This window comes from Micromonospora acroterricola (assembly GCF_003172955.1).
GTDB lineage: Bacteria > Actinomycetota > Actinomycetes > Mycobacteriales > Micromonosporaceae > Micromonospora > Micromonospora acroterricola.
Map to the genome: position 1 here is coordinate 102438 of NZ_QGKR01000149.1, position 21544 is coordinate 123981.

21 protein-coding genes and 1 pseudogene are annotated in these 21544 nt (G+C 71.5%); 7 read left to right on the plus strand and 15 right to left on the minus strand.

Features of this window, described 5'->3' with window-relative positions; all coding sequences use genetic code 11:
• Window positions 1-20: 20 nt before the first annotated feature.
• The gene (locus DKT68_RS08085; protein ID WP_109816818.1) at window positions 21-716 is read right to left on the minus strand and encodes a methyltransferase domain-containing protein; all 696 of its coding nucleotides are present in this window, start codon (window positions 714-716) and stop codon (window positions 21-23) included.
• Between DKT68_RS08085 and DKT68_RS08090 the strand changes: the two genes are divergently transcribed.
• Window positions 715-1170: a MerR family transcriptional regulator gene (locus DKT68_RS08090; protein ID WP_236646783.1), complete on the plus strand. Its 456-nt coding sequence runs from the start codon at window positions 715-717 to the stop codon at window positions 1168-1170. The two genes, DKT68_RS08085 and DKT68_RS08090, sit on opposite strands and share 2 nt — an antisense overlap.
• Before the next feature lie 41 nt (window positions 1171-1211).
• On the opposite strand, the gene DKT68_RS08095 is transcribed toward DKT68_RS08090, so the two are convergent.
• Window positions 1212-1619 carry a YybH family protein gene (locus DKT68_RS08095; RefSeq protein ID WP_109816819.1) on the minus strand — a complete coding sequence of 136 codons (408 nt, stop codon included), beginning with the start codon at window positions 1617-1619 and terminating at the stop codon, window positions 1212-1214.
• 151 nt (window positions 1620-1770) lie between these two features.
• Between DKT68_RS08095 and DKT68_RS08100 the strand changes: the two genes are divergently transcribed.
• Window positions 1771-2031 carry a hypothetical protein gene (locus DKT68_RS08100; protein ID WP_109816787.1) on the plus strand — a complete coding sequence of 87 codons (261 nt, stop codon included), beginning with the start codon at window positions 1771-1773 and terminating at the stop codon, window positions 2029-2031.
• On the plus strand, window positions 2028-2534 hold the full coding sequence (locus DKT68_RS08105; protein ID WP_146218314.1) for a hypothetical protein: 507 nt from the start codon (window positions 2028-2030) through the stop codon (window positions 2532-2534). The genes DKT68_RS08100 and DKT68_RS08105 overlap by 4 nt, the downstream gene beginning before the upstream one ends.
• A gap of 17 nt (window positions 2535-2551) precedes the next feature.
• Here DKT68_RS08105 and eccCb read toward each other — a convergent pair whose 3' ends face one another.
• Together eccCb and DKT68_RS08115 are read right to left on the minus strand one after the other, a co-directional pair.
• Window positions 2552-6901, minus strand: coding sequence for a type VII secretion protein EccCb (gene eccCb, locus DKT68_RS08110; RefSeq protein WP_109816789.1), 4350 nt, complete (start codon window positions 6899-6901; stop codon window positions 2552-2554).
• Between the two features lie 3 nt (window positions 6902-6904).
• Window positions 6905-7369, minus strand: coding sequence for a hypothetical protein (locus tag DKT68_RS08115; protein WP_146218315.1), 465 nt, complete (start codon window positions 7367-7369; stop codon window positions 6905-6907).
• Between the two features lie 300 nt (window positions 7370-7669).
• Here DKT68_RS08115 and DKT68_RS08120 point away from each other — a divergent pair, with 300 nt between their 5' ends.
• Window positions 7670-8686, plus strand: a complete 1017-nt coding sequence (locus tag DKT68_RS08120; protein WP_109816791.1) for a LysR family transcriptional regulator — start codon at window positions 7670-7672, stop codon at window positions 8684-8686.
• A gap of 50 nt (window positions 8687-8736) precedes the next feature.
• On the opposite strand, the pseudogene DKT68_RS31840 reads toward DKT68_RS08120, so the two are convergent.
• From DKT68_RS31840 to DKT68_RS08160, 8 genes and pseudogenes are all read right to left on the minus strand, one after another.
• Window positions 8737-9324, minus strand: a pseudogene (locus tag DKT68_RS31840) (serine hydrolase); the annotation flags it as partial.
• A 38-nt stretch (window positions 9325-9362) separates the two neighbouring features.
• Window positions 9363-10982 carry an N-acyl-D-amino-acid deacylase family protein gene (locus tag DKT68_RS08130; protein WP_109816793.1) on the minus strand — a complete coding sequence of 540 codons (1620 nt, stop codon included), beginning with the start codon at window positions 10980-10982 and terminating at the stop codon, window positions 9363-9365.
• A complete protein-coding gene (locus DKT68_RS08135; RefSeq protein ID WP_109816794.1) occupies window positions 10982-11746 on the minus strand; it encodes an amino acid ABC transporter ATP-binding protein in 765 nt (254 codons plus the stop codon). Before DKT68_RS08135 ends, DKT68_RS08130 begins: the two co-directional genes overlap by 1 nt.
• Window positions 11743-12699, minus strand: coding sequence for an amino acid ABC transporter permease (locus tag DKT68_RS08140; protein WP_236646784.1), 957 nt, complete (start codon window positions 12697-12699; stop codon window positions 11743-11745). The genes DKT68_RS08135 and DKT68_RS08140 overlap by 4 nt, the downstream gene beginning before the upstream one ends.
• Window positions 12700-12707: 8 nt before the next feature.
• A complete protein-coding gene (locus DKT68_RS08145) occupies window positions 12708-13595 on the minus strand; it encodes an ABC transporter substrate-binding protein (protein ID WP_109816795.1) in 888 nt (295 codons plus the stop codon).
• A 258-nt stretch (window positions 13596-13853) separates the two neighbouring features.
• Complete coding sequence (locus DKT68_RS31845; protein WP_236646785.1) at window positions 13854-14444, minus strand: TraR/DksA family transcriptional regulator; 591 nt, start codon at window positions 14442-14444, stop codon at window positions 13854-13856.
• A 94-nt stretch (window positions 14445-14538) separates the two neighbouring features.
• Complete coding sequence (locus tag DKT68_RS08155) at window positions 14539-15009, minus strand: hypothetical protein (RefSeq protein WP_109816797.1); 471 nt, start codon at window positions 15007-15009, stop codon at window positions 14539-14541.
• A complete protein-coding gene (locus DKT68_RS08160; protein WP_109816798.1) occupies window positions 15006-15407 on the minus strand; it encodes a DUF6069 family protein in 402 nt (133 codons plus the stop codon). The genes DKT68_RS08155 and DKT68_RS08160 overlap by 4 nt, the downstream gene beginning before the upstream one ends.
• A 184-nt stretch (window positions 15408-15591) precedes the next feature.
• Here DKT68_RS08160 and DKT68_RS08165 point away from each other — a divergent pair, with 184 nt between their 5' ends.
• From DKT68_RS08165 to DKT68_RS08175, 3 genes are all read left to right on the plus strand, one after another.
• Window positions 15592-16698 (plus strand): sensor histidine kinase, encoded by a 1107-nt coding sequence (locus tag DKT68_RS08165; RefSeq protein ID WP_236646786.1) that lies wholly within the window; start codon window positions 15592-15594, stop codon window positions 16696-16698.
• A complete protein-coding gene (locus tag DKT68_RS08170; RefSeq protein WP_109816821.1) occupies window positions 16686-17348 on the plus strand; it encodes a response regulator in 663 nt (220 codons plus the stop codon). Before DKT68_RS08165 ends, DKT68_RS08170 begins: the two co-directional genes overlap by 13 nt.
• A 229-nt stretch (window positions 17349-17577) precedes the next feature.
• Window positions 17578-18939: a carbohydrate-binding domain-containing protein gene (locus DKT68_RS08175; protein ID WP_109816799.1), complete on the plus strand. Its 1362-nt coding sequence runs from the start codon at window positions 17578-17580 to the stop codon at window positions 18937-18939.
• Between the two features lie 108 nt (window positions 18940-19047).
• Here the strand turns inward: DKT68_RS08175 and DKT68_RS08180 are convergent, their stop codons facing one another.
• From DKT68_RS08180 to DKT68_RS08190, 3 genes are all read right to left on the minus strand, one after another.
• Window positions 19048-19344, minus strand: coding sequence for a DUF6582 domain-containing protein (locus DKT68_RS08180; RefSeq protein WP_109816800.1), 297 nt, complete (start codon window positions 19342-19344; stop codon window positions 19048-19050).
• A 135-nt stretch (window positions 19345-19479) separates the two neighbouring features.
• On the minus strand, window positions 19480-20139 hold the full coding sequence (locus tag DKT68_RS08185; RefSeq protein ID WP_146218316.1) for an MBL fold metallo-hydrolase: 660 nt from the start codon (window positions 20137-20139) through the stop codon (window positions 19480-19482).
• 57 nt (window positions 20140-20196) lie between these two features.
• On the minus strand, window positions 20197-21528 hold the full coding sequence (locus DKT68_RS08190; RefSeq protein ID WP_109816801.1) for a low temperature requirement protein A: 1332 nt from the start codon (window positions 21526-21528) through the stop codon (window positions 20197-20199).
• Between the last annotated feature and the right edge of the window lie 16 nt (window positions 21529-21544).

Consider the following 21544-nt stretch of genomic DNA (forward strand, 5'->3'; position numbering starts at 1 on the left):
CACACGCCTCGAGTTCGGCGCTATCCCTGAGCGGCGACGAGGAACATCGGCACGACGACGAAGATCCGGTTCGCGCGGGCGCGCTCGGCCTGCTCGGCGAGCCAGCTCTCCTCGTCGGTGATCCGTCGCAGCAGGGCGAGCGCGGTGTCGTCGGTGAACACCGCGGTGTGTACCTCGACGACCGGGTCGGTGAACCCGGCGTCGAGCAGCAGGTTGCGATACCTACGGGCAACGCGCGGCGACGGGAGCGAATCCGCCTTGGCGTGGACCAGCCGGCGGGTGGCTTCCGGCTCGTCCGAGTCGATGGCGATCATGTCCCAGTCCTGGCCGAGCAGCACGGCCCGGCCGCCCGGCGCGAGCACCCGGCGGGCCTCGGCCACGGCTCGCGCCGGGTCGTCGAGCATGTGCAACACCTTGTCCGCCCGGTAGTAGGTGACCGAGCCGGTCTCGAGGGGCAGCTCGCAGGCGTCGCCGACATGAAACTCGCCGGCCGGCCAGCGCTCCCGGGCCACGGCGATCACCTCGGGGTCGTGGTCGACACCGACCGCGTGGGCCCCGCGCTCCGCCAGCTCGGCGACCGCGCGGCCACTGCCGCAGCCGGCGTCGACCACGGTTTGGCCGGTGAGGTCGCCGAGCAACTCGTAGGAACGTGCGCGCAGCTCGACGGCCGCGGACTCTCTCTCCACGGCGTCGAGGACAGCAAGAAGACTGGACATGCCCGCCATGGTCGGACTTAATGTCGACATGAAGTCAAGACCGATGACGATCGGCGAGGTGGCCGACCATTTCGGCCTGCCGGCACACGTGCTGCGGCACTGGGAGTCGGTGGGCCTGCTCTCCCCCGCCCGAGTCCAGGGCGACCGCCGCCGCTACACCCGCGACGACCTGTTCCGAGTGGCGTCGATCGTGCGCGCGAAGCAGGCCGGCCTGCCACTGCCGGACATCCGGGCGTTCCTCGCCGCGCGCGACCCGGCCGCCCGCAAGGACGTGCTGCGCCGCAACCACCGCGCGTTGCAGGACAGGATGGCCGCGCTGCGGTCGGCGCTCGATCTGCTGGAGGCCGGGCTGGACTGCTCGCATGAGGACATCGCGACCTGCCCGAACTACCGCGCCCATCTCGCGGAGCTGGTGGACGTTACGGGCAACGGCCCCCGGGCGCCCTCCCGTTGACATGAGAACGGGCGCGGGCTGGCCGCTGGGCCACACCCCGATCAGCTAGGAGACGCATCTCCGTCCACGTCCGGGTTGGCCGGCTGCTGTTCCGGCCAGAACGGCCACTCCTCGAACGACCGGCAACGTCCGTCGTCGGCGAACCGCATCACCCACAGGTCGCGGTACTCCTGGTCGACCGGGTCGCCGTAGCGGACCTCCTGGCGCGACACCGCGGTGTCGCCGTCGACCGCGACGATCTCCCTGGTCATCTGAAACACCTCGTCGGGGCCTCTGCGCTGCGCCTCCCACATCCGGGCGATGGCCGGCAGGCCGACGACGGGCGTCCAGTACGGCCCCTGCTGGTAGCTCGCATCCTCGGTGAAGAGCGTGACCAGCCCGGCGGTGCCCGGCGTCCGCCAAGCCTGCTCGTAGGCGGCGAGCCAATCGTCGACGTGCTTCCTGTCCATGGATACCACCCTGCCATTGGGCCGGCGGCAGGCGGCGGGGATCGGCGCGCTCCACCCGGAGCGGTGGGTAGCTGGCGTCGCGCCACGGCTGCGAGAATGCGCTACGGCGGCCGGGTGGCGCGGCCGGCGTTGCCGGAGGGTGGATCAGTCCGTGGACGATGGCTCGCTGGACCTGGACCCGGATGGCCTCCTCCAGGTCGCGCGCGGCATCGGCGACCTCGTGGACCTGCTGCTCTCGGTTGAGCCCCTTGTCGGCAGCGGAGAGGAGAGCCTGGTGTCCTGGGCCGACGAGTTGCCTCGTATCGGCGCGGAGCTTCGCCAGATCGAGGAACTCCTCCGGGAGGTCACCCGCTCGGTCACGGCGACCGACGACGAGCTGGCGACGCGGCTCGCCCAGCACGGTGACGCATGACGGAGAGACCGGTGTCGTACGCCCGGCTGGTGGCCGACGCGCCCGGGTCCGGGCCGGACGACGGCGAGCGGTGGGCGCAGGCGGCCAGCACGGCCCGGGACAGCGTTGCCGAGTTGGGCCGGCTGCACCGGCTTCTCGACGGGCACTGGCGCGCCGGACGCGACCGGGAACAGGTCGGGGAGCTGCTGCGTCGGCTGACCCGCCGGCTCGATGAGGCGCAGGACGCCTACGCGGCGATCGCCGCAACACTGGCCGACCGCGGCCATGAGCTTGCCCACGCACGTGAGCTGGTCCTCCAGGTGACCCACGAGGCGCGCCTCGTGGGGCTCGTGGTCACGCCGGAGGGCGAGGTCGTGTCGCCGTCCGGCTCGGCGCCGATGGCGGTGCGGGCCGTCGCGCACCGGCTGACGGCCCGCGTGGCGGAGGCGTTGGCGCGCGCGGCGGCGGCGCAGCGGAGAGCGGCCGCGGAGGTGGCCGCCCTACCGCCACCCAACCTGTGGTGAGAGTCGATCCGGGCGGGTCACTCGGGCTCGACCCAGGCGGTCTGGATGACCTGTTGGCCGTCGCGGCGGCGCACCAGCACTCCCCGACCGGGCGGCTGTGGGCTCGGCCGCAGATTTCCGGCGATGGCGCCCTCCTCCCGGTTGCCGGACATCAGCAGGACGGGCGTCTCGAGTTCGCGTAGCCGTTGCAGGATCGGCTCGTACAGGGCACGGGCGATGCCGCCGACGCGGCGGGTGACGATCAGGTGCAGGCCGATGTCACGGGCCTGCGGCAGCAGCTCGTGCAGCGCGCTGAGCGGGTTGTTGCCACCGGAGGCGACCAGGTCGTAGTCGTCGACCAAGATATACAGCTCGGGGCCCTTCCACCAGCTGCGATCCCGCAGCTGAGCGGCAGTGACCTCCGGCCCGGGCAGCCGATTCTGCATGGCGGTCCGGATCGACATCAGCCCCTGGCTGAACGCCCCGTTCGACGAGGCGTAGTCGAGCAGGTGCTCCCCCTCCACCGCGCCCAGCAGGCTCCGCCGGTAGTCCGCGATGACCAGCCGGGCCTGCGCCGGGGTGTGCCTGGCCACGATCTGGCGGGCGATCATCCGCAGCACGTTGGTCTTGCCGCACTCCGCGTCTCCGAACACCGTCAGATGCGGATCCGCGGCCAGATCCAGGTAGACCGGAGCCAGTGCCGTCTCGTTGACCCCGATCGGCAGACCTGGCGCGTCACGGTCCGCCACCCGGTCGAGTTCCGCGACGGAGAGCTGGCGCGGCAGCAGCCGCACCTTCGGCGCCGGAGGGCCGGGCCAGTTCTCCGCTACCTGCCCGGCCAGCGCGACCGACGCCTCATTCAGGTCATCGATGTCCCGGCGGCCGTCGATCCGCGAGATGGCGGTCAGGAAGTGCAGCTTGTCGCGGGTCAGGCCGCGACCGGGTGACTTCTCCGGCACGTTCACGGCCGAGCGGCGGTCAATCTCCGATTCGCCCGGGTCGCCGAGGCGCAGCTCCAGCTTGGTGCCGAGCACATCCCGCATGGTCATCCGCACCTCCGCCCAGCGGACCGCGGTGAGCACCACGTGCACGCCGAAGCCGAGGCCCCGGTTGGCCAACATGGTGATTGTCTGCTCCAGCTCCTCGTACTCCTGGCGCACGGTGGTCCAGCCGTCCACCACGAGGAAGACGTCACCGAACGGGTCGTCGGCGAACTCACCAGCGGCCCGGCGACGGCGGTAGCCGACCACCGAGTCGATGCCGTGCTGGGCGAAGCGGGCCTCCCGGTCGTCCAGAACCGCCACCACCTCGGCCACTGTCCGGCGCACCGCCTCGGCGTCGCGCCGCCCCGCCACGCCCGACACGTGCGGCAGCCCCTCCAGGCTGCGCAGCGAGCCACCACCGAAGTCCAGGCAGAAGAACTGCACCTCCCGCGGGGTGTGGGTCAGGGCCAGCGACGCGATCAACGACCGCAGCATGGTGCTCTTGCCGCTCAGCGCCGTACCCACGATCACCACGTTGCCGCCCGCACCGCCCAGCTCGACCATCATCGGGTCACGGCGCTGCTCGTACGGCCGGTCCACCACACCCACCGGCACCGTCAACCGACCCCGGTCCGGTCCGCTCGCACTGCACAAACCGAACTCCGGATGCACCGCCAACGGCCCCAGCAAATCGTCCAGGGGTGGCGGGTCGGCCAGCGGCGGTAGCCACACCTGGTGCGCCGGCCGGCCGCGGCCACGTAGCCGGTCCACCAGGACGTCCAGGACCGTACCGCCGACCCAGGCGTCTCCCTGGGGGGTGTCGGACCCGGCGTCGTCCTGAACGGGCAGGCGGGACACGTGAGCGGCCCGGAACCGGGTCATCGTCGAGTTGCCGACCTTCAGGTAACCGTGCCCTGGCGCGTTGGGCAGCTCGTACGCGTACGGCACGCCGAGCACGATCCGGCTCTCCACGGCCGAAAAGGTCCGCAGACCGACCCGGTACGACAGGTGCGTGTCCAGCCCACGCAGCCTGCCCTCCTCCAGCCGCTGCGAGGCCAGCAACAGGTGCACCCCCAGCGACCGGCCCACCCGGCCGATCATCACGAACAGGTCGATGAAGTCGGGCTTCGCCGCCAACAACTCCGAGAACTCATCACAGATGATCATGAGGCTCGGCATCGGCTCCAGCGGCTGACCCGCCGCCCGCGCCTTCTCGTAGTCGTAGCGCGACACGTAGTTCCCCGCCGCCCGCAGCATTTCCTGCCGCCGGTTCAGCTCACCGGCCAGCGCGTCGCGCATCCGGTCCACCAGCGGCAACTCGTCCGCCAGATTCGTGATCACCGCACTGGTGTGTGGCAACGCGTCCAACGACGCGAACGTCGCCCCGCCCTTGAAGTCCACCAGGACGAAGTTCAACTCCTCCGACGAGTGCCGTGCCGCCAGCGCGGCGACCACGGTACGCAGCAGCTCGCTCTTGCCCGACCCGGTGGCGCCGATGACGAGGCCGTGCGGGCCCATGCCACCCTGGGCCGACTCCTTGAGGTCGAGCAGGACGGGTTGACCGCCCAACTCGAAGCCGATGGGCACCCGCAGGTGCGTGGCGCCCAGCGGCGTCACGGCCCCGTCGAAGGTCATGAGCGCCTGGTGGTCGGCGAAGCCGAGCACCTCCAACGCCTCGTCCCTGGTCGCGCCGGCCAGGTCCCCCGCACCGGCCCTCGGGGGTGCCGGCAGGCCCCACGCCTCCGCGATCATCGAGATCATCGCGGTCGCCCCGTCGGGCACCACCTCGTCGAACTCCGACTCGAGATCCGGGTCGACGTCGGTCACCGTCAGCTCCGGCAGAGCGATCCGGAACGTCCGCCGGCCCTGGATGGCCCAGCCGGGCATGGACAGTGGCAGCCGAGCGGCATGGTCCGGATCGACCATGGAGTCCGCGGGCTGCGACAGCCGGGTCTCGATCCGCAGCTGCGGCAGCTCGGTCAGCTCCTCGGGGATCGTCCGCCAGCTCCGGTCGAGCACGGCGAGGTGGAACCCGTACCCCAGGCCCCGGTTCGCCAACTCGACGACCCGGCTGGTGAAGCCGTCCAGCAGCATGGCGAAGTCCTGCCAGCGGTCCACCACCAGGAACACGTCCGGGTACGGCCCGCCCTGCAGCTGGTGTCGCCGCGCGCGCAGGCTCGCGGGTGACTCCAGCTCGTGGTCCCGAAAGAGCCGCTTGCGCCGCAGCACGTCGTCCTCGAGCCGGGTCAGCAGCTTGCCCAGCTCTTCGACCTCGTCGTCGCCCAACACCGTCTGTACGTGCGGCAGTCGCCGCATCGGTCCCAACCAGTTGCCACCCGACTCCAGGCAGTGGAACACCACCTCGTCGGCGGAGTGGGTGAGCGCAAGACCCCCGATTATCGTGCGCAACAAGGTCGTCTTGCCCATCCCGGCCCGTCCCACGATGAGCAGATGCCCCTCCGAGGACGCCAGGTCCAGCGACACCGGCTCACCGGAGCGCTGATCGACACGCTCGCTGCGGCCGACCGGCACCTTGAGCAGTCCCCGCTGCCGCCACTCGACCGCGCACAGCTTCAGGTCGTCGACGGCCTTCAGTGGGCCGAGCAGGTCACCGAGCCGCGGATCCCGCTGGTCCCGCTGCCCACGCGGCCGGTGGTGCCCGTCCCGGGACAACGCGACGTGCACCTCACTGCTCGCCCGGCCGAACTGGCAGGGCGACTGCTCGGTGGTGCGCTTCGGCAACTCCAGCTGCACGTACCGCCACAGGTCCTCCGGGGTGATCCGGCCCCGGCCGGTCAGGTCGGCCGCCCCGGTGCTCAGGCCCTGGATGACCGTCTCCGTGAACGCGGACCGCTGCCGCGGCGTGGCCGCGGTGGCCGGCTGGCCGTCGCCGGCCCGCTCCACCGAGTTCGTTGCGGTGATGACGTACCGGCCGTCGCCTGCCTTCAGCTCCCCGTCCAGGTTGAGCTCGGCCGGCGACTTGGACTGCTCGAACGCGCCGCTGTAGCAGCAGTCGAGCAGGATGATCGAGCTGGCCGCCGGTGACTCGTCGAGCAGCTCGTGGACGAACGACGCCGAGATCGCCGTCGACGACAGGTACTTGGCCTCGGTGTTGGCGACCGCCAGGTAGAACCGGCCCTTGGGGCCGCGGCGGATCCCGTGGCCGGAGAAGTAGAGCAGGATGAGGTCTTCCGGGCCGGCGCCGCGCAGCATCATCTCGATGTTGCGCTCGACCGAGCTCTTCGACTCGTTCTCCAGCAGGATCGTCCGGTCGAACGCCCCGATGTCCGCGTCGGCGAGCAGGCTCTGCAGATCCCGGGCCTCCTCGCGCGGGGCATAGAGGTCAGCCAGCGACTGGTCGATGTAGCGGTCGTTGGCGATGAGCAGGGCCAGTCGCTGTCCCACGGCTCACGCTCCCGTGCCGCCCGAGCGGGGCCGGGGAGCCGGAGGCGGGGCAGCCTGCTCCCCGGAGGACGACGGGAGGGCCGACCCGGACGGGACGGACGTCTCGATCAGGCGCGCCAACCCGGCGACGAGCGTGGGATCGTCGATCCGGGTGCTGCCGGTGATGACCAGCTCGGTGTCGCCGCGGCGGATGCGGATCGACCGCGTCCTGGTCCGCTCGGCGTACGCGATGGCGATCTGGGCGATGGCCCGCATCGTGGTGGCCGAGAAGAGGCCGCCCACCGCCAGCATGCCGAGCTCCCACGCCTGCACGGACTTGCTCCCGTGCCCCGGGTCCGCGGCGGCGACGGACGTGACCTGTAGCCGGGCCATCGTCCGCAGGTCGTCACCGAGCCCCTGCGTGAGGGCGTCGAGTCGCTCGCCGCCGATCGGTTGCTCCGGTTCGACCACCAACACCAGTTCCGGCATCGTCACCCCTTCACGTTCGGTGTCCACATTCAACACCACCGGGTCACGGGTACGTGCCGTCCAGCGGCCGATCCACCACGTGCAGCAGCGCAGTCGTCGGCGCGTGCTGCGTGGCGTGGGCTCCACCTCTCCCGTACGGGTGCGGCGGATGGCAGCCGTCCCGGCTCCGGTGATCGTGCGTATTCTCAACAGGCCGCCGGGACGACGACCAGGCCGCCTCCGATCCGGCAGGTGCGACGGGGTGGCCCGGCAGCGGCGGGGCCGTGCGCGCCCCTGGGAGCAGGGGAAGGCGGTCCACGGATGTTCAACACGGCGCGCCTGCAGGTGGTGCTGGAGATCGCCCGGCACGGGACCATCGTCGCCGCCGCCGAGCAGCTCCGGCTCAGCCCGTCCGCCGTCTCCCACCAGCTCGCCACGCTGGAGCAGGAGGCTGGCGTGGCGCTGGTGGACCGGGGGCCGCGCAGCCTGCGGCTCACCGTGGCGGGCCAGCGCCTGGCCGACTACGCGCAGCAGATCATGGATCTGATGTCGGCCGCACGCGACGAGCTGTCCGCCCACGGGGAGGGCCGGCGGGGTCTGCTGCGGATCGGCTTCTTCGCCACCGCCGGCACGGAGCTGCTGCCGCGCGCCCTGTCCAGCTTCACCGCCAACCACCCTCAGGTCGAGTTGGCGTTGATCCTGGGGCAACCGTCCGACCTGCTCCCCCGCCTCAACCAGGGCGAGCTTGACCTCGTGGTGGTGTTCGACCATCCGCTGAGTCCCACCCCGGAGATTTCCTCCGCGACGGTCTCCTGGCTGATGGTTGATCCACAACTGGTGGTGCTCCCGGCCGGCCACCCCCTGGCCGGACGGCGGCTGCGGCTCACCGACCTGGCCGAGGAGCCGTGGATCACCACGCTCGGTGTGCAGGGCGAGGTCTCCGTGCTGGAGTTGGCGGCGCGCGCCGAGGGATTCCAGCCCCGGATCCGCTGCCGCAGCGACCACTACGAGGTGGTGCTGGGCCTGGTCCGGGCCGGTGTCGGCGTCGCGTTGGTGCCGTCGCTGGGTCTGCGCGACCCCAGCGAGGTGGCGGTCCAGCCGCTCGCCCACGCCAACCTGCACCGGGAGATCGGGGTGGCGCTGCGCCCCGGCAACCCGAACCCGGTGGTCGGCAGCTTCGTGGACCGGCTGACCGACGCCGCGGCGGGGCTCAGTCAGGAGCTGGTGGAGCGGTGGCCCGGGGTGCCGGCGAGCCGGTCGACGGCCGTGCCCCACCGCCGCAGCTCCCCCACCGCGGCTCGCTCCGCGCCGGACGGGAACGCCGCGACCACGGCGTAGACGACGGTGTGCCGGCCGACGACGATGCCGGCGTCGGCGCGTACGCCGGTGTCGGTTCCGGTCTTGTTCATCACCTGGACGCCGGCGACCGACCAGGGGTCGTGGCGGATGGTGTCGGCGACGAGCGTGCGGTCGGTGTTCCGGGCGAGCCACCCGCGCAGCAGTCCGGACGCCCGCCGGCCCTGCCAGGTCCCGGTCGCCACGTCCGCGAGGAAGGCGCAGAGGTCGTGGGCGGTGCCGGTCGCGAACGTCGGTGGTACGTCGGGGCCGCGGGCGGCCCGGATCCGGTCGTGCACCGTGGTGTCCCGAAGTCCGCTACGGCGGGCCAGCTCCTGAACGGCGTCGAGCGTCACCAGCCGCAGCAGGGCGTTCGTGGCCGCGTTGTCGCTCACCGCGGCGACCGCGGTGGTGAGGTCGGCGACGGTCCACCGTTGCGGGGAGAGCAGGCCGAGCAGGCCGGTTCCGCCGAGCGCCCGGTCGTCGTCGAGCAGGTCGACCGGCTGGTCGGGGGCGAGGGTGCCGTCGGCGAGGCGGCGGGCCACCTCGCCGAGCAGCAGCAGCTTGCCGACGCTGGCGAGCGGCAGGACCCGGTCCGGGTCGCGCGAGAGCGTCCGCCGGTCGTCCAGCCGTCGCACCATCCCACCGACGCGCGTGGGGGCGGCCGGGTCGTCGGCGGTCACGTCCGCCCCGGCGTGGCGAGCGCGCGATCCGGTACGGCCAGCACCCGACCCGGTCGGGCGTCGGTGGCCCGGTCGCCGTCCACGACGACCCGGCCGTCGACCACGACGTGGTGGACGCCCCGTGGTGGCGTGAGCGGGTTGTCGTAGGTCGCGCCGTCGGCTGCCTGTGCGGGGTCGAGGACGACCAGGTCCGCCGCGTGCCCGTCGGCGAGCAGACCCCGCCCGGCCAGGCCGAAGCGGCGGGCGGGCATCCCGGTCATCTTGTGCACGGCCTCGGTCAGGCTCAGCAGGCCCACGTCACGGACGTAGTGGCCGAGCACCCGGGCGAAGCTGCCCGCCCAGCGCGGGTGGGGACGCCCGGGCTTGGGCACGCCGTCGGAGCAGACCATCGCCAGCGGGCTGGCGAGTACGCGCCGCACGTCGTCCTCCCGCATCGAGTGGCTGAGGATGGTCACGTTGCCGGCCTCGGCCGCGAGCAGATCGCTGACGCGGTCGACGGGGTCGACGCCGCGGGCGGCGGCGAGGTCCGCGATGGTGCGCCCCTCGACGTCCGGGCTGGTCGGGGCGGACGCAACCCTGATCAGGTCCCAGCCGCCGTTGCCGACGGTGTTCTCCCAGCCGGGCAGCCCGGAGGCCAGGTCGGCGCGGATGCGGTCCCGGACCGCCGCCTCCCGGACGGCGGTGAGCATCGCCGGCACGCCGTCGGCGATGACCCAGGGCGGGAGCAGGGCGTGCAGGGCGGTGCTGCCCGCGGTGTACGGGTAGACGTCGCAGAGGACGTCCAGCCCTTCGGCCCGCGCGCGTTCGAGTCGGGCCAGGGTGCGGACCGTGGCGCCCCAGGAGCGTCGCCCGGCCGTCTTGTGGTGCGAGACCTGCAGTGCCGCCCCGGCTGCGGTGGCGATCTCGATCGCCTCCTCCAGCGCCGACTCGACCTGCGACATCTCGTCGCGCAGGTGCGTCACGTACGGCTTGCCGTGCGCGGCGGCGACCCGGGCGAGCGCGATGACCTCGTCGGTGCCCGCGTTGACCCCGGGCGAGTAGATCAGCCCGGTGGAGAGGCCGGCCGCGCCGGCGGTGAGCGAGTCGTCGAGCAGCCGGCACATGCGCCGGAGCTCGTCGGCGGTGGCCCGCCGCTGGGCGAAGCCGAGGACCGCGGCGCGGAGCGTGCCGTGGCCCACCAGGGCGGCGAGGTGGTTGCGCCGGGCCGCGCCCTGCGCGGTGGCGAACTCCGCGAAGGACGCGTACGTCGCCGCGGGCGGGCCGAACGTCGCGGCGACCAGGTCCCGCACCGCCTCCGCGCGTCCCGTCGGGACCGGGAAGGGACTGATCCCGCAGTTGCCGCAGATCTCGGTGGTGACGCCCTGGCGCAGCGGCGCGAGGCGCAGCGCCTCTCGCTGCTCGTCGTCGCCGGCGAGCAGGTCGGAGTGGGTGTGCACGTCGATGAAGCCGGGGGTGACGACCAGGCCGCCCGCGTCGACGACCGTGGCGGCGGCGCTGCGGCTGCCCGGTGGCAGCAGCAGCAACCGGCCGTCCCGCACGCCCACGTCGGCGCTGCGGGCGGGCGAGCCGCTGCCGTCGATGATCTCCCCGCCGGTGACCAGCAGGTCCAGCTCCATCACAGCACCTTGGACAGGAACGCGCGGGTCCGTTCGTGCGCCGGCGCGGCGAGAACCTCCCGGGGCGGGCCCTCCTCGATGATCAGGCCGTCGTCCATGAAGACCAGGTGGTCGCCGACCTCGCGGGCGAACCCCATCTCGTGGGTCACCACGATCATCGTCATGCCGCTGGCCGCGAGGTCCTTCATCACCTCGAGCACCTCGCCGACCAGTTCGGGATCGAGCGCCGAGGTCGGCTCGTCGAAGAGCATCAGCTTCGGAGACATCGCCAGGGACCGCGCGATGGCCACCCGCTGCTGCTGTCCGCCGGAGAGCTGCGCCGGGTAGTGGTGCGCCCGGTCGGCGAGCCCGACCCGGTCGAGCAGGTCACCGGCACGCTTGCGGGCGTCGGCCACCCGGACGCCCTTCACGGCGACCAGGCCCTCCATCACGTTGCCCAGCGCGGTGCGGTGCGGGAAGAGGTGGAACCGCTGGAACACCATGCCGATCGACTCGCGCTGCCGGCGCAGGCGGGCGTCCGGCAGCGGTCGCAGCCGCCCGCCGCGCTCCTCGTACCCGATCAGTTCGCCGTCGACGTGGATCCGGCCGGCCTGCGGCTCCTCCAGGTGGTTGAGGCAGCGCAGCAGGGTGGACTTGCCGGAGCCGGAGGGCCCGACCACGCAGACCACCTGGCCGCGCTCGATGACCAGGTCGATGCCGCGCAGCACCTCGAGGTGGCCGAAGCTCTTGCGTACCTGCTGGCACCGCACCATCGGCGGGGTCATCGCGCGGTCCCGGTGAACCGCAGGTTGCGGCCGATGCGTCCGCGCAGCGTGCCGGGGACGGTGGTCCCGAAGCCCCGGCTGAACCGGCGTTCCAGGAAGTACTGGCCGATGGTGGCGACCGTGGTGAGGACCAGGTACCAGATGGACGCGACGATGAGCAGGGCGATCACCTCGAAGTTGGTCAGGTAGAGCCGCTGGGCGACGGTGAGCAGGTCGGCGCCGGCGATCACCGAGACCAGCGAGGTGGTCTTGAGCATCGAGATGAACTGGTTGCCGGTGGGCGGGACGATGATCCGCATCGCCTGCGGCAGCACCACCCGTCTCATGATCTTCGCGCGGGACATGCCGAGGGCCGCGGCGGCCTCCTGCTGGCCGGGATCGACGGCGCGGAGTCCGGCACGGACGATCTCGCTCATGTAGGCGCCCTCGTTGATGCTGAGCCCGAGCAGCGCCGCCACGAAGCCCGTGACGAGGGCGTTCGTCTCCCAGGTCACCAGCTTCGGGCCGCCGAACGGCACGCCGAGACCGATCTCCGGGAAGATCAGCGCAATGTTGAACCAGAAGATCAGCTGGACCAGCAGTGGCGTGCCCCGGAAGAACCAGACGTAGGCCGTGGCGCCGGTGCGCAGGATCCGGCTCTCGGAGATCTGCATCAGGGCCACCACCACGCCGAGGACCACGCCGATCAGCATCGACGCGACCGTCAGCTGGATGGTGACCCACAGCCCTTCGAGGATGACGCTGTCGAACTGGTAGTCGACGACGATGTCCCAGTGCAGGTTGGGGTTGACGGCGATGGACCAGCCCAGCCAGACCAGGACGAGTGCGACCACGCCGGCGGCCAGCCACCGCCCCGGTCGGACGGGGTGACTGATCCGGTTGGCCTGCGGGGTGTCCGGCCCTGCGGGCGCCGGGTCCGCGGCGCGTACCCGCTGGTCAGTCGTACGGTCCACGGGCGTGCTCACTTCTGGTCGTTGACGATGGCCGCCTGGATGGCGCTGCCCGTCACGCCCCACTTCTCCAGGATCTTCGTGTACTCGCCGCTGTCGATCAGCTCCTGGAGCGCCCGCTGCACCGCGTCGCGCAGCTGGCTGTCCTTCTTGTCGATCGCGATGCCCCACGGGCCGGCCTCGTACTGGGCCTCCAGCACCTCGTACTTGCCGCTCTCCTGGGCGAGCATCTTGGCGACCGGGTAGTCGACGATGGTGGCGACGGCCCGGCCGGCATCGATCTGGAGCAGGCCGGTGGGCGCGTCCTCGCTCTGCGAGATCGTCATCTTCTTGGCGCACGTGGCGTTCTGCCCCTCGCCGATGGCGAGGTTGGAGCTGCCCTTGGCCAGAACGACGGCACGGCCGCACAGGTCGGCGAGGTCCTTGACGCCTGCGGGGTTGCCCTTGGCCACCATGACCGAGCCACCGGCCTGGAAGTAGTCGACGAAGTCGACCGCCTTGCGCCGCTCCTCGGTGTCGCTCATCGAGGACATCGCGAGGTCCCAGCGGTCGGCCTGCAGGCCGGGGATGAGACCGGGGAAGCTGGCGTTGGTCATTTCCAGCTTGAGGCCGAGCCGCCCGGCGATGGCCTCGGCCAGTTCCGGGTCGACGCCGGTCAGGTCCTGTGTGCCCTGCTTGTACATCTCCATCGGCGGGTAGCCCTCGGCGGTGGCGACCCGGAGGGCGCCCTTCGCCTTGATGGTGGCGGGCACGAGGTCGGCGGCCTTCGCGTCGGCGGCGACGGAGGCCGCGCCGCCGGGCTGCGGCGTCTGCCCGCTCGTCGAGCGGCCACAACCCGTTGCCGCGATCGAGATGGTGACGAGACCGATGACGACGTGGAGCGCACGCTTCCTGAGCACGGCAAACCTCCTGGCTGGGCGACTGGCGGGACCCTATCCGGGATCAGCCAGCGTGAACAGCCTGAGTGCTCTGCATGGTATGCATCAAGAAAATCGGGGCTGGGTCGGCTCCAGGTGCGGCCTCGCGAGGTCCGCCGGAAACGTCCAGGGCCATGACCGTCACCTGACGCGGACGTGGCGTCACCGTCGCGGAACCATCTCGCACGTAGCGATGTGTGGCTGCCGCGCCAGCCGCGCGGCACGGCAGCCACACGAGCGTCACCGGTTGTGCTTCTCCTGGCACGGCACGCAGAAGCGAGCGTGCGGGAGAACCTCAAGCCTCTCGGCCGGGATGTCTCGACGGCACTTCTCACAGGCACCGTAGGTGCCGTCGCTGATCCGGTTGAGCGCACCGGTGATCTGCTCGATGTTGCGGCGGGTGGACACCAGCAGCGCGGCCTGGTTGTGGGCCTCGCCGGGGTCGCCGGTGTCCGCGTTGAGCTCGGTCAGTTCCCGCAGCCGAGCCGTCTGTGTGGCGAAGTCGTCCGCCAGGGACGCTCGCAGGTCAGCCAGCCAACCCTGGTCGACAGTACGATGATCGACGCTCATGGTCTGCCTTTCGAAAAGGACGTGGAAAAGAAAAAGGGCCGAAGCTCGATAGCTTCGCCCTGGCGGTCGTCTGGGATGCAACGATTCCGGGGGAGGGCCTCGGCCGGTTCGCGCCGGGCTCGCCAGCCTGTGCGTGGGCGCCATGTGCGGCGCGCGGACGACCGGCACCCGCATGTCGGCCATCAGGCGGCCCGCCACGCGGACAGCGCCGGGAGCCGCCACCTCAGTGACGGCAGGCGAGCGGAACGTCACCGGCGGCATGCCTCCACCATAGGTTGATGGCTGACCTGAAGCCAACGCCCGCAGTGGGGCCTCACTCCGACCACGATCCGCACCGGGGCGTCCGCATCCCTCACTACACGGGGCCCCGACCGGCACCGCCGATGACGGCCATCATGATCAGGGTGCGTCGCCGCCGCCTGCTCATCAACGCGAAGCAGGCGGTGAGCGCCACCAGGTCCACCTCGGCCCATTCGCCGCTCACGTCGACGCGGATCGGCCCGCCCGGCCGGCCGGGGAGGCGCACCGCGAGCCGATGACCGTCGCGTACCAGCTCGCCGCCGCGGCGACCGGGCGCCCAGCGCGCCACCCCGCCGGGCCCCGGCACGTGCGACTGGCGCGGGTCGAGTCGCACCGCTGCCCCGTGCTCGGCCTGGGCGGTGAACCCGATGCGTCGGCGGTCGGTCGGCGCGACCGTCCAGAGGCCGGTGCCGGTGCGGATCTCGGCGCGGCGCCAGGTCCAACCGGTGCGCAGCGAGGCGCGCGGTCCGGCGGCGGAGTCGAGGACGTAGGCGCCGTCCTGCTTGCGTACGGTCAGCGTCGTCATCGGTTCAGCCCTTCCGGACGCGACCGGCGCAGGCCGAGGATGAGGACGAGGCCGACGCTCAGGTGCAGCAGGCCGAGGGTCGCCCTGGCTCCCGCGCCCACGCCGCTCGGCGGCCCGACCAGCAGCGACAGCAGCAGCACCGCGACAGCGATCGTGGTCCACCAGGTGCGGGCTCGGGCGGTCAGGCGTTCCAGCACTGCGAGCAGCGCCCAGCCGGCCAGCGCCGCGACCGCGGCGGCCACCACGACCGCGGCCACGGTGATCTGCCGGGTCGAGTTTCCGGAGCCGGCCGCCAGGTCGACGCCGGCCACCGAGTGCAGGATCGTGAACTCCGCCGCCGCCACCAGGATCGCGCCGGCCGCCACCGCGGCTCGGCGCAGGGGAAGGTTGTTCGTCATGCCACGAGTCTGTGGACCGGCCCGGGTCGGGCACGTCGGTCCCGAGGCCGCGGCGGGTACATCCGACGACGGCGTCGCCTACTACCAAAGGAGGTGGTCCGGGCCGCCGCGAGCCCAGTAGCCTGCCCGAGTGGAGGCGGCGACGTGCGAAGTCGGCCCGCCGCGGGCGTGGCGTTCCGCCTCGGTGGGAGTGACGACCGTGGCGATCGGCGTACTCGTCGCGACCATGCTGTGGGCGGCCACCCGCTCCGGGTCGACCGCCCTGCTCCGCACGGATGTCGCGCTGGCGGTGGCCGCCCTGGCCCTCGTCCCGGTGACCATCCGCCGCCCCGAGGTCGGTGGTGTGCTGGCCGGCCTGCTGGTGGCGCTGTCGCCGGTGGTCACCCCGGTGGCGAGCTTCGCGGTGCTGTTCACCGCCCGCAGCCGCCCGTTCCGGCAGGCCTCGACGGTGACGGTGGTCGGGGTGGTCGGCGAGGCGGTGCAGGCGGTCTGGCGGCCGATGCCCAGCCTGCCGTACGGGTGGCGGCTGGTGCTGATGGCGGCCGCGTACGCGGCCCTGCTGGGCTGGGGCACCTGGGCGCAGGCCCGGCACGCCCTGCTGTCGGCGCTACGGGACCGGGCCTGGCGGGCGGAGCAGGAGCAGGAACGCCGGGTCGTCGAGGCCCGGGCGGCGGAGCGCACCCGGATCGCGCGGGAGATGCACGACGTGCTGGCCCACCGGCTGTCGCTGCTGGCGGCGGCCGCTGGCGCGATGGAGTACCGGCCGGACGCGCCACCCGAGCGGCTCAGCGCCGCCGCCGGCGTGATCCGGGCCAGCGCGCACCACGCCCTCGACGAGTTGCGCGAGGTCATCACGTTGCTGCGCAGCGACGACGCCGAGGCGTCGACGGACGCGCCACCCGGGCAGACCCTCGCCGACCTGCCGCGCCTGGTCGCGGAGGCCCGGGCGGCCGGACAGGACATCGAGGTCGACGACCCGCTCAACCCGCCGGTCGAGGTCCCGCCGGCGCTCGGTCGCACCGCGTACCGGATCGCGCAGGAGGCGCTGACCAACGCCCGCAAGCACGCCGCCGGGCAGCCGGTGATGCTCGCACTCGACGGTGCGCCCGGTGCCGGCCTGAGCATCGCGGTGAGCAACCCGACCACGGCCGACAGCGGCGCCACCGGTGGCGCCGGGACCGGCCTGATCGGTCTCGCCGAACGGGCCACCCTCACCGGCGGTCGCGTCACCCATCACATCGACGCCTCGGGTCGGTTCCATCTCACCGCGTGGCTGCCGTGGCCGAGGTGACGGGCCTGGTCCGCGTCGTCATCGTCGACGACGACCCGCTGGTACGGGGAATGCTGACGATGATGCTCGACGGCGCCGACGGGATCGTGGTCGTGGGCGAGGCAGCCGACGGCGGCGCGGCGATCGCCGCGGTGGACCGGCACATGCCCGACGTGGTGCTGATGGACATCCGGATGCCGGGGGTCAACGGCATCACCGCCACCGAACGCCTGCGCCGCCGCCCCCGACCACCCGAGATCATCGTGCTCACCACGTTCGACACCGACGAGCACGTGGTGCGGGCCCTGCGGGCCGGCGCCAGCGGCTTCCTGCTCAAGGACACCCCGCCGGAGCGGATCAGCCAGGCCGTCCGTGCCGTCGCGGCCGGCAACCCGATGCTGTCGCCGGGGGTCACGCGTCGCCTCATGCAGCGGGTGGCGTCCGGCGCCGAGTCCTACGAGCATGCGAGCAACCGGCTGGCCCTGCTCACGCCCCGCGAACGCGACGTCGTGGTGGCCATCGCGCAGGGACGCTCCAACGCGGAGATCGCCACCGGGTTGCTGATGAGCGTGACCACCGTGAAGGCCCACGTCTCGCACATCTTGACCAAGCTGGATCTCGACAACCGCACCCAGATCGCCCTGCTCGCCCACGACGGCCGGCTCGTCTGACCCGTTCGGCGACGACGTTCCGGCCGCGCGACCGCGAGTTCGCATCCGTCGGGACGACGCACGAGCGCCGGACGGCCCTCGGCGCGGTGGGTCGGTGCCACCGCGAATGCACCCAGGGTGCAGCCCGGGTATCCGAAGTGTCCTTCACGCATTCACGTACGTCGTACTGATTTTCCTTACGATGCAATCGCCCGGTTCGTGGGCGACTGTCGTCGAGGGAGGACAAGCGGTGGGTAACAGGAAATCCAGGTCCGCGATCGTCGCGTGGGCCCTGTCAACCGCGGTCGCGGTGGCAGGGGGCGCGCTCGTCGGCGGTGCGGCGAACGCCGCCGAGCCCTCCCAGTTCGCCGTGGTCGACGGCGCGATCCGTACGGCAACCGGCACTCCCGTGCCCGCCTCCGGAACACACGCCTCGCTCTGGGGCAACTCCAGTTACGCCACCACCAGCATCACCGGCTCCGGGCGGGTCCTGATCGGCGCCATCGGTGAGAACTGCCAAGGCTGGCCGACCGTACGGGTGACAGTCGACGGTGTCAGCGTCGGCCAGACCACCGTCGTCAGCGCTACCAGCTACGGCACCTACCCGGTCGGCGCCGCGGTCGGCGCCGGTCAGCACACCGTGAAGATCCAGTTCATCAACGACTTCCGGGCCGATCCCTGCGACCGCAACGTCCACGTCGCGTACGCGCGGATGGAGACCCCGGGACCCACCGACACGAAGTTCAGCTTCGCCGTCATGCCGGACACCCAACAGGAGGTGCTGAACACCGGCGACTCCCGGTTCCACAACCGCACCAACTGGCTCGTGCAGAACCGGTCCGCGTTGGACCTACGCTTCGTGGCCTCCTCAGGCGACGTGGTCAACTGGGACACCCCCGACCACTCCCAGTACGTCATCGCCCGCAACGCGATGCGCCCGATCGAAACCGCCGGCATCCCGTACTCACTGGCGATCGGCAACCACGACACCCAGGCGACCGGCGTCGGCGGCTCCGCCCGCGACCCCGCCCGCACCCGGGAACTCGTCCGGGACACCACGGTGTTCAACCAGTTCTTCACGGCAGGCCAGTACGGCGCGGTCAAGGGACAGTTCGAGGCCGGCAAGGTCGACAACTCGTACTCGACCTTCGAGGCCGGCGGAGTGCAGTGGATGGTGCTGACCCTCGAACTCTGGCCCCGGGTCGAGGCTGTCAGCTGGGCCAAGGGCGTCGTCGCCGCCCACCCGCGGCACAACGTCATCGTCGTCACCCATGACTTCATCGACGGCAACGGCGCCATCGAGCAGAGCGCCTCGTACGGCGCGACCAGCCCGCAGTACCTCTTCGACAACCTGGTCAAGCAGTACGCCAACATCCGGTTCGTGTTCTCCGGTCACGTCGGCGTCGCCGGGAACCGGGTCGACACCGGCGTCAACGGGAACAAGATCTACACGTTCCTTCAGACGTTCCACTCCAACACCACGAACCCGGTACGCCTGGTCGAGATCGACACCGCCGCCAACTCCCTGCGCACCTGGATCTACGCGCCGTACAACAACCAGTCGTTCACCGAGTACGACCGGTCGTTCACCGGAATCGGCGTGGTCCGCTGACAGTTGGGTCGCTGACAAGCTTGTGGCCACGGGAGCGCGTCTCCCGTGGCCACAGGGCCCTACTCCCTGCGGTACAGCCAGTTCATGGACGGGGTCGCCGCCTGCGCGTCACTGGGCGGAATTCGGCGTGTGGGGCCGCCGACCCAGCTGGCGCCAGTCGGTCTCCACGACGTCGACGCCGTAGTGTGCGGCGGCGGCGAGGATGTTCTGGAATGCCAGATCACGGTCGTCGTCGTCGACGCCCTGCACCTGATCAAACCGGGCAACGGCGTTCCGGACGTGAGCCGCGTCGGTCAGCGGTTCTTTGCGCTTGCCGGGAAACGCGAAAACACTCTCCGGCAGCTCGCGCTTGTCTTTCTCGGACAGGCTGCCGTGCTCCTCGTGGGGCTTCCAGGTGGAGGTCATCGCTCACCAGTACCCACTCGCCACCCGGCAGCACCCCCACACCGGGTATTTCGACGCGGCCGTTCGCCGAGTCGGATGATCGCAGGACGCACCGCAACATCGTCGAGACCCAGCGGAACTGCCCAGCTGTGGGGATCACATGGTCGCGGTGGCGCCGGGCTCAATGAGCTCGTGCCAGGTGATGCCGAGCCGTTCGACATACGGCCGGTAGGTGTCGTAGCGCTGGCGGACGAAGAAGTCCTTGGCGTAGCCGTCGTGCAGGGGCAGGACGGCCTTCGGTCGAAGCTGGGCGATGAATCCGGCCACGAGGCGCTCGGTCAGGTACGGGGCCATGACCGGTACAGCGAGCAGGTCGACGCCCTGGTGGGCGAACAGCGCCGGGTGCAGGGAGTCGCCGCAGTGCAGAATGCGGCCATCGATGAGGTAGGCCGTGTTGGCGGGCGTCTGATCGGCCAGGACCGGTTCGTGGTCCGCCGGGATCGCCTCGATGCGCATACCGCCGATGTGGTGTTCGCCGGGGTCGAGCACGGTGACGGTCAGGTCCTGCTCGCGGAGGTGGTCGGCGGTCTGCTGGTTGCCGAGCAGGGGCGCACCGGTGCGCTGCACGATTGCGGCCAGGGGGTCGGGGTCGGCGTGGTCGAGATGGTGGTGGGTCAGGGCGATCGCGTCGAGCGGGCCGAAGTCGTCGGGGCTGACCAGACCCTCGACGAAGGTGAAACGTCCCGGGTCGATGAGTAGCCGGGCGGCGCCGTTGTCGACGAGCAGGCAGGAGTGCAGATACTTCGTGACGCGCACTGCCGCTGGTTACCCGGGCACTGTCCCGTCATGCCAACCGACGTCGGAGCACGATGGTCAGCCGGCAGGCTGTCCGAGGCCAGGCTCGCCCCGCCCGGACTCGGCGCCTTCGGCCTCCTCGGCGAGCGCTCTGCGGAGCCGGCGCCGCTGCCCTCGGCTGACCGCGAACTCCACCACTGCGGTGACGAGGCAGACGACCGCCAGCCACACCAGGGTCCGTGCGGCTGAGATCCGGCCGGTGACGGGGAGCATCGCGAGCAGCACCGCCGCCGCGACGAGGCGGGGCCAGACGACCACGCGTACCTGCCGGCTGAGCCGCCACTGGAAGGCCGCGTGCGCCACGAGGAAGAGCGCAACCCCGCCGTACATGGCGTACCGGCCCAGCGGGTCGAGCGGGTCGCCCTGCCGGTAGGTGTGCGCGGCGACAATCAGCGAGGGAGTGTGCTTCAGGCCGAGGGCCAGCAGGATCACCCCGGCAATCATCGGCAGGTGCAGGTAGCTGTAGCCGTCCCGGGCGAGGGCCACCCGTCGGGCCGGGCTGGCCTCGCGAAGCGCGTGTTCGCCGACGAGCGCGGAGAGGTCGAAGTAGATCCATTCAAGGGCGCCGGCAACCACGACGGCGAGCAACGAGGCCACCATCAGACCAGTGGTGTTGGGCAGGTCGGTTCCCGCGATGCCGATCGCGACCAGTACCTCGCCCAGGGACACGATGATGATCAGGCCGTGCCGTTCCGTCCAGTGGCGCGCGGAGAAGATCGTACGCTCGGAGACCCGCACGGCCATGCCAACTCCGTAGTCCACGGCGACCGCGATCGCCCAGAGCGCGACCTGACCGATCCGCACCGTGGGCTCGTCGAGCCTGGACCGGGGCAGCAGCGCGGCAGCCAGCAGCAGAGCGGTGGCGACCAGCATCGGAGTGACCAGCGCGACCCGGTCCCGGCGGCGCAACGCGGGAGAGGCGTACCACCGCAACGCGAGGTACAACACCCGCAAGGTGACGAAGCAGGCGACGAAGACCAGGGGCGTGTACAGCCCGCCGGGGAGGTCGGTGAACGCCTCTCGTGTGCTGACCGCGAGCGCGAACATCACCGGCGTCACGGCCAACAGCACCAGTCGGGACAGGCCGTAGTTCGCGCGCACCCGGTTACCGAGCCAGGCGAAGATCGACCAGGACCACCACATCAGGGTCAGGACCAGCAGCCCGTGCAGCACGCCGAGGAAGCTGTTCTCCGCCGTCATGAGCGTGGTGACCTGAATGAAGGCGAAAACAAAGACCAGGTCGAAGAAGATCTCCTCGGTGGTCACCCGGGTCTTCTCGGTGACCGGCCGCAGCCCCCGGCGCAGAGGTCGGGCCGGCAGGCCGGGCGCGGTCGCGTCAGGCACGGCCATCGGGGACGAGCCGGAG

What these genes read in the sequence shown, in the direction of transcription:
- DKT68_RS08090 (WP_236646783.1), top strand. Translation starts at nt 715, where the DNA reads ATGCCCGCCATGGTCGGACTTAATGTCGACATGAAGTCAAGACCGATG.
- DKT68_RS08085 (WP_109816818.1), bottom strand. Translation starts at nt 716, where the DNA reads ATGTCCAGTCTTCTTGCTGTCCTCGACGCCGTGGAGAGAGAGTCCGCG.
- DKT68_RS08095 (WP_109816819.1), bottom strand. Translation starts at nt 1,619, where the DNA reads ATGGACAGGAAGCACGTCGACGATTGGCTCGCCGCCTACGAGCAGGCT.
- DKT68_RS08105 (WP_146218314.1), top strand. Translation starts at nt 2,028, where the DNA reads ATGACGGAGAGACCGGTGTCGTACGCCCGGCTGGTGGCCGACGCGCCC.
- DKT68_RS08115 (WP_146218315.1), bottom strand. Translation starts at nt 7,369, where the DNA reads ATGCCGGAACTGGTGTTGGTGGTCGAACCGGAGCAACCGATCGGCGGC.
- DKT68_RS08120 (WP_109816791.1), top strand. Translation starts at nt 7,670, where the DNA reads ATGTTCAACACGGCGCGCCTGCAGGTGGTGCTGGAGATCGCCCGGCAC.
- DKT68_RS08130 (WP_109816793.1), bottom strand. Translation starts at nt 10,982, where the DNA reads ATGGAGCTGGACCTGCTGGTCACCGGCGGGGAGATCATCGACGGCAGC.
- DKT68_RS08135 (WP_109816794.1), bottom strand. Translation starts at nt 11,746, where the DNA reads ATGACCCCGCCGATGGTGCGGTGCCAGCAGGTACGCAAGAGCTTCGGC.
- DKT68_RS31845 (WP_236646785.1), bottom strand. Translation starts at nt 14,444, where the DNA reads ATGCCGCCGGTGACGTTCCGCTCGCCTGCCGTCACTGAGGTGGCGGCT.
- DKT68_RS08155 (WP_109816797.1), bottom strand. Translation starts at nt 15,009, where the DNA reads ATGACGACGCTGACCGTACGCAAGCAGGACGGCGCCTACGTCCTCGAC.
- DKT68_RS08160 (WP_109816798.1), bottom strand. Translation starts at nt 15,407, where the DNA reads ATGACGAACAACCTTCCCCTGCGCCGAGCCGCGGTGGCGGCCGGCGCG.
- DKT68_RS08180 (WP_109816800.1), bottom strand. Translation starts at nt 19,344, where the DNA reads ATGACCTCCACCTGGAAGCCCCACGAGGAGCACGGCAGCCTGTCCGAG.
- DKT68_RS08190 (WP_109816801.1), bottom strand. Translation starts at nt 21,528, where the DNA reads ATGGCCGTGCCTGACGCGACCGCGCCCGGCCTGCCGGCCCGACCTCTG.